Source organism: Terrisporobacter sp. (assembly GCF_017888745.1).
Classification (GTDB): Bacteria; Bacillota; Clostridia; order Peptostreptococcales; family Peptostreptococcaceae; genus Terrisporobacter.
In genome coordinates, this window is record NZ_JAGHFM010000195.1 from 1 (window position 1) to 6,750 (window position 6,750).

At 27.8% G+C, this 6,750-nt stretch carries 8 protein-coding genes; 5 read left to right on the top strand and 3 right to left on the bottom strand.

Features of this window, described 5'->3' with window-relative positions; all coding sequences use genetic code 11:
* A partial coding sequence (locus J7G74_RS09575; RefSeq protein WP_297134610.1) for a helix-turn-helix domain-containing protein occupies positions 1-443 on the bottom strand: 443 nt, incomplete at its 3' end.
* A 121-nt stretch (positions 444-564) separates the two neighbouring features.
* Positions 565-1,095, bottom strand: a complete 531-nt coding sequence (locus J7G74_RS09580; RefSeq protein ID WP_297134614.1) for a helix-turn-helix domain-containing protein — start codon at positions 1,093-1,095, stop codon at positions 565-567.
* Positions 1,096-1,357: 262 nt separating this feature from the next.
* Between J7G74_RS09580 and rnmV the strand changes: the two genes are divergently transcribed.
* The 5 genes from rnmV to J7G74_RS09605 all read left to right on the top strand — a co-directional run bounded on the left by rnmV (position 1,358) and on the right by J7G74_RS09605 (position 6,190).
* The gene (gene rnmV / locus J7G74_RS09585) at positions 1,358-1,888 is read left to right on the top strand and encodes a ribonuclease M5 (protein ID WP_297134617.1); all 531 of its coding nucleotides are present in this window, start codon (positions 1,358-1,360) and stop codon (positions 1,886-1,888) included.
* A 10-nt stretch (positions 1,889-1,898) separates the two neighbouring features.
* Positions 1,899-2,771, top strand: coding sequence for a 16S rRNA (adenine(1518)-N(6)/adenine(1519)-N(6))-dimethyltransferase RsmA (gene rsmA / locus J7G74_RS09590; protein WP_297134619.1), 873 nt, complete (start codon positions 1,899-1,901; stop codon positions 2,769-2,771).
* A gap of 182 nt (positions 2,772-2,953) precedes the next feature.
* Entirely contained in the window at positions 2,954-4,252 is a 1,299-nt protein-coding gene (locus J7G74_RS09595; RefSeq protein ID WP_297134622.1) for a hypothetical protein, read from the top strand.
* A 187-nt stretch (positions 4,253-4,439) separates the two neighbouring features.
* The gene (locus J7G74_RS09600) at positions 4,440-5,336 is read left to right on the top strand and encodes a cation diffusion facilitator family transporter (protein WP_297134624.1); all 897 of its coding nucleotides are present in this window, start codon (positions 4,440-4,442) and stop codon (positions 5,334-5,336) included.
* Positions 5,337-5,404: 68 nt separating this feature from the next.
* On the top strand, positions 5,405-6,190 hold the full coding sequence (locus J7G74_RS09605; protein WP_297134627.1) for a hypothetical protein: 786 nt from the start codon (positions 5,405-5,407) through the stop codon (positions 6,188-6,190).
* Between the two features lie 50 nt (positions 6,191-6,240).
* Here the strand turns inward: J7G74_RS09605 and J7G74_RS09610 are convergent.
* Positions 6,241-6,750 (bottom strand): glutamate ligase domain-containing protein (locus J7G74_RS09610; protein ID WP_297134629.1); only part of this gene is annotated, 510 nt, incomplete at its 5' end.

Sequence of the window (6,750 nt, forward strand, 5' to 3'; positions counted from 1 at the left end):
ATTTTTTCTTTTTTTTCATTACTAAAAATCTCTCTTATAGCATCTATTATAGAAGCTACTACTGTTGCAGTACCTCCACTTCCTAATTCAAACCCCATCATTTCTGTTTCTGAAAGTTGACCTTTCATGATTTCATTGATTTGTTGGATTAAATCTCCTTTTATAATGATGTAATCCCATTTCTCGCTTAATCCAGTTAATAGTTCATCTTTAGTAAATGCTTCAAATGGAGGATTTTCTTTTTCTAATGCACTTATTTCATTTAATACACTTTCAGGAGATTTATTTAATGTATTAGCAATTGCTATTAAAACTTCATCAGAGTATTTTTTTGCTTGTTTTTTAGTGTGTTTAAAAAGTAAATTTTCATCAACTCCTGTTTTTAAATGCACATCAGCCCTACTGCAGTTATTTTTTTTTAAATACACATCTAAGTAATTCATAATTACCCTCCCATAAAAATTATTAATATTATTAATTTTATAATATTGATTTCTAGATTTAAGTTAAATAAATTGATATTAAGATGGTTAACTAGAGTTGTCTACTACTAGATTTTTAATACTAGTAATCTAATTGTTTTAAAGTTAAAAATACAACATCATCAGACATACTGTTTAATTTATAAAGTTTAAGCTTTTTCTCGATTTCTCTACTAGTTTTATCTGAATTACTAAATAAATCCATTACAGTTTCTATGGCAGAAACAAGTACTGTTATGCAACCATTACTTCCTAATTCAAATCCTAATGTTTCTGTCTCAGAAAGATGACCTTTCATTATGTTGTAAATTTCTTTACCATAAGCACCTTTAATGACTATATAATCCCATTGTTCGTTTAAGCCTAATAATAATTCATCAGGATTATAAGCTTCAAATGCTGGATTTTCTCTCTCTAGTGCAAGAAGTTCATTTAATACATCACCAGGTGTTTTATCTAAAGTATTAGCAATAGCTATTAATACTTTGCCAGAGTACTTTTCAATGCTTCTTTTTGTATGATTAGATAGCAATTGTTGGCTTACCCCTGTTTTTTTATGAACATCGTATCTTTTACAATTGTTTTTCCTCAAATATAAGTCTAGATAGTTCATTTAATTTCTCCTTTGAAAAATTTTACTACTAAAAAATATTTTACTAATAATATATATTGTAGTACAGAAAGTATTAAAAGTATACTGCAAATAGTTAAAATATGGATATTATTTTGGCGTGATTATTTTTAGGCAATGACTACATACCTATATTAAACCTTGATTAAATCTATTAAAAAACGTAAAATATAAAGATATGAGATTAATAAAGATGAATTTAAAATAAGTATAAATAAAATAGATTAAAAGGTGATTATATAAAATGATAAAAGAAATAATAGTAGTTGAAGGAAGAGATGATGTTACAGCTGTAAAAAGAGCTTTAGATTGTGAACTTATAACTACTGGAGGATTTGGTTTTCCAAAAGGTGTTATGGAAAGAATTAAAGCAGCTCAAAAAAGAAGAGGTGTTATAATTTTTACTGATCCAGACTTTGCAGGTGAGAAAATAAGAAAAAAAATAGCAGCAGAGGTTCCAGGTTGTAAACATGCATTTTTACCTAGGGAAGAAGCAAAAAAGGATGGAGATATAGGGATAGAAAATGCATCCCCAGAAAGTATTTTAAAAGCTTTAAACAAAGTAAGAAGTGAAAGTATAGAAAAAAGAAATGAATTTTCCCAAGTTGATTTAGTTGTTAATGGATTAATAGGAAATGAAGATGCATCATATAGAAGAGATGAAATAGGACAGAGATTAGGTATCGGATATGGTAATGCAAAGCAGTTTTTAAATAGATTAAATAACTATGGAGTTACAAGAGAAGAATTTAATAAAGCTATAGAAAGTTTATAAGGAGAGAAGAATGGATAGATTATCATCACATAAAGCCACAAAAGAAGTTGTTCAAAAACATAACTTTAAGTTTTCCAAATCACTTGGACAAAACTTCTTAATAGATACAAATGTAATAGATAGAATTCTTGAAGGAGCAAGAGTTCAAGAAGGAGATTATGTAATAGAAGTAGGGCCAGGAATTGGTACACTTACTAAAGAGATGGGAAGAACTGCTGAAAAGGTAGTTGCTATAGAAATAGACAAAACTTTAATACCAATATTAGAAGAAACTTTATCTGATTTTCCTAATATAGAAGTAATAAATCAAGATATATTAAAAGTTGATGTTCAAGAATTAGTAAAAGAAAAATTAAATGGAGGACCAGTTAAATTAATAGCTAACCTTCCATACTATATAACAACACCAATAGTAATGAAATTCTTAGAGGAAGATATACCTGTAACTGACATAGTCGTTATGGTTCAAAAAGAGGTTGCTGATAGAATGAATGCACAGCCAAATAGTAAAGATTATGGAGCATTATCAGTCGCTGTTCAATATTATTGTGAAACTGAAATAGTAGCAAAAGCTCCTAGACATATGTTTATGCCACAACCAAATGTGGATTCTACAGTCATAGGACTTCATGTTAGAGAAGAAAGAAAATATCATGTGGATAATGAAGAAGTATTCTTTAAAACAGTTAAAGCATCATTTGGTCAAAGGAGAAAAACTTTACTTAATTCATTAGGTGGTCTTGGTTTCTTAAATAAAGATGAAATAAGAAGAGCTTTACAAGAAGCTAATATAGATGAAAAAAGAAGAGGGGAAACTTTATCAATTGACGAGTTTGCCTTATTAGCAAATGCAGTAAATAAAATTCATAATGAAAATAAATAATATAAATATAGTTAATGCGTTATTGTACATACAATAGCGCATTTTTTAATAAAAAGATATATAGAGTTTATAGTCATAAGAAACAAATTAATTTGTTAAATAATGAGGATGTAAATTAGGACTTTTTATATAAATTATTACATATAATTTCTTGAGAGATTATGTTAAGGGGTGAGAATCTGATGGCTACCAAAAGAAAGTTTAAAAGAGATTACATCATGTTAGAAGCAAAAGACCTAAATTATCGATATAAAGAGAAGGTATCACCAAAGGCCTTTGCGAAGATAGAAGTTACTAATGATAAATCAGTTATAGCTTTGTATGCTGAAAATCTAAAAGATGTTAGTGAAGGATATTCAGTAGTAGCGATAAGAAGTGACTACGAAACCATAGATTTAGGTACATTTAATGTTAATAGCCAAGGAAAAGGTGAATTTAGTATTGATATAGGAGAAGATGATATAGATATCAAAGGAGTAGCGGTTGTTCAAGATAAGTCAGTTCCATTAATAGGATTCAAGGGAAATAAAATAGATAATTATGAGGATATACTATTTCCACCTCAATATGAATTTGAAGACATAGATGACGAGGATTATGTAGATACCAGTGATGATGATTATTATGACGGTAGTGATGACGAATATGAAGAAATAGAATATATCGAAGTTGAAGAAGATAATATAGATGATGAACGAAATGATACGGATGATACTGAAGTATATGAAGAAATAGAATATGTAGATACGGATGAAATTAATGAATATGAATATGAGGAGATTATATATGAAGAAGTAGAACCAGATGATGAAAGAGATGGTGAATATGGATATATATATGATGACAATGAAGAAGAATATGAATATATAGAGATTGAAGAAGATGAACGTATAGAGGAACCTAAGAAATTAGAAGAAAAGAAAGTTAGTAGAAAAAAAAATGAAGACGAATATATTGAGAAAAAAATTAAAAAGGCAAAATCTATTTTAGGAAAACAGTATACAAATATTAGTAATAAAAATAATAATAACAATGTTAAAAATAAGCAAGAAACTATTAAAACGGCGGGGACACTTTTAATGCCTAGACAAATAAAGAAAGGACTGAAATATTTTAAAGAAGTAAAACCTTTTGTATCAGATTATATAGACAATACTAGATGGTGGAAAATAGAAATAAATCCTACGACTATGTGTGGTTATACAATGCCTTATTTAGGTTATGTAAATACTTTAAATTATACTATGTATAGCGATGCAGTTATGCAGTCTTATAAATATAGACACTATTTATTTGGCGTACAATATGACGATTATAATAAGAGACAATATTATATTTATGCTGTTCCAGGTAGAAAAATAGAACAACCAGATAAAGGACATACAGGATTTACAAGATATCAACCTTGTGATACAAGAAATAATTCTTTAGGATACTGGTTATGTTTCGTAGATTGTAAAGCTAGAAAAATAGTTAAATAAAATTAAAAAGTAAGTATTTATTAAACTTATAAAAAATATTTTACAAACTATTAAAGAAGGGTAATAATATAAAATAAGAAATACAAAGAAATCACCTAGCGTTATTCTAGGTGATTTTTGATGTATTAGGAAATAATAATTAATGTTGGAATTACGGTAAAATTATACATAGATAGGAGGAAGAATTATGGAAACAAGATATGATGAAGCAAATAAGGTTACTTTTTACGCTATTGCTTGGAATATATTACTAACTTTAATTAAAATATTTGCAGGTATATTTGGTAAGTCAAGTGTAATGATTGCTGATGGTCTTCACTCAGCATCTGATATCATAACATCTGTAGGTGTATTAATAGGAAACTACATATCTTCTAAGCCTTTTGATAAGGAACACAATTATGGGCATGAAAAAGCTGAGACATTAGTATCATTTTTATTATCAATGATATTAATAATTGTATCTTTTACAATAGGATTTGAAGCTTTGAAATCATTATTTAATTTAGGGGAAGTTCAAATACCTACCATACTACCTTTAATAGTATCAGTTATTTCCATATTAATAAAAGAGTATCAATTTAGAATAACTATAAAAGTTGCAAAAAAAATAAATTCACCAGCATTAAAAGCAGATGCATGGCATCATAGATCAGATGCATTATCGTCAGTAGCAGCTTTTATAGGTATAGGTGGAGCTATGTTAGGATTTAAGGCTTTTGAACCAGTAACTTCTGTAATAGTAGCATTATTTGTTTCTAAGGTTGGATACGATATTTTTAAAAGTTCTATTAATGAACTTATGGATGTTTCAATAGATGAGGAACATGAAAATGAAATTAAAAATATAGCTAGTTCAACAGCAGGTGTGAAAAACTTAGGAGCTTTAAGGACAAGAAAGCATGGTGCATATGCATATGTTGATTTAGTAATATGTGTAGATGGTGATTTAACTGTAAAAGAAGGACATGATATAGCTACTAATTTAGAAAAGAAAATTATAGAAGAACTAAGTATAGTAAAAGGTATAACTGTCCATGTAGAACCCTGTGAAGGATGTAATAAGAAACATTGTTGTAAATAAATAAACCTTAAAATTAATTGAAAAAAGTTATATAATAGTTATATAAATCAATTAACTGGGGGGAAGACATGGCTAAGAGAAGAAAAATTAAAAAGTCAGTTTTTTTAATAGCTGGAATTATTGGATTCTTCATAATATATTTTATTTCATTTAATTTATTCTCAGGAATGGATGAAAAACAAGAGAATATTGTTAAAGTAGAAGATAAAGAAGATAGTAGATCACTACTTAGACAGCTAAATGATAAAGATAAAATATATTTATCTGATGGAATTGTATCAGATATAAGGGTGGAACAAGAATTATTAGAAGAATTAAGGTATTCTTTTGAAGATATTAGTAAAATAAGAACACCACAATCTTATCAGGCAATTTATGAAGGATATTCAGATGATGGTTTAAAATTTTCTACAGATTTAGATGTAATCAGAATTTATACTGTTAATGAAGAAGAATACTATAAAATACCTATAGCGTCTAAAGATGAGTTGAAAAATATACTAAATAAGAGTATCTATACTTCTTTTGATTTTGTAAAACAGCACAAAACATGGAATAATGTAACTATAACGTATAATGGAAAAACGAAAACATTAAGTAAATGGAAGTATGATGATCTAGCTAATAAAATGGCTGCGAAAAGAGTAGTTGGTAAGGTTCAGCCTGAGAAAAGCAAAGAAAGAAGTGAATATAACTTTGTTATTAATATAAAGGCTGACAACTATGAAGCCAAAGTTGAAACTATGGGTGACGATTATGTTAGAATACAAGCTAAGAATTTAAGTTCATATTATGAAGTTCACACAGGTTTATACGATTATATAAAAGATGAAGTTTTTAAAATTTCAAAATAAAAAAAGAGTAAGAATTTAGAGATATTTAAATTCTTACTCTTTTTTAGTTATTATTTTTTTTCAAGTAACATTTCTCCAACTTGATAAATAGGACCTGCACCAGCAGTTATTAGTAAATCGTTTGGTTGGATATTTTCTTCAAGGTATTTAACTATATCTTCAAATTTGCTTATATAAGTTACATCCACATTATTGTGGTATAATTTTTCAACTAAATCCTTTGAATGAATGTCTCCAGGATTATCTTCTCTAGCAGCATAGATGTCTGTTACTATAACTTTATCTGCCGAATAGAAAGCTTCACCAAATTCATTTAAAAGAGATTTTGTTCTACTGTAAGTGTGAGGTTGGAATACACACCATAAAGTAGATTTTTTTAGTTTTTTAGCAGCTGATAAAGTAGCTTTTAATTCTGTTGGATGATGAGCGTAATCATCAACTACTAAAGCATCATTATAATGACCTTTAATTTCAAATCTTCTTCCAACACCAATATACTTAACAATACTTTCCTTAATATCTTCTACACTTATTCCAGAAACTATAGAAGCTATTATAGC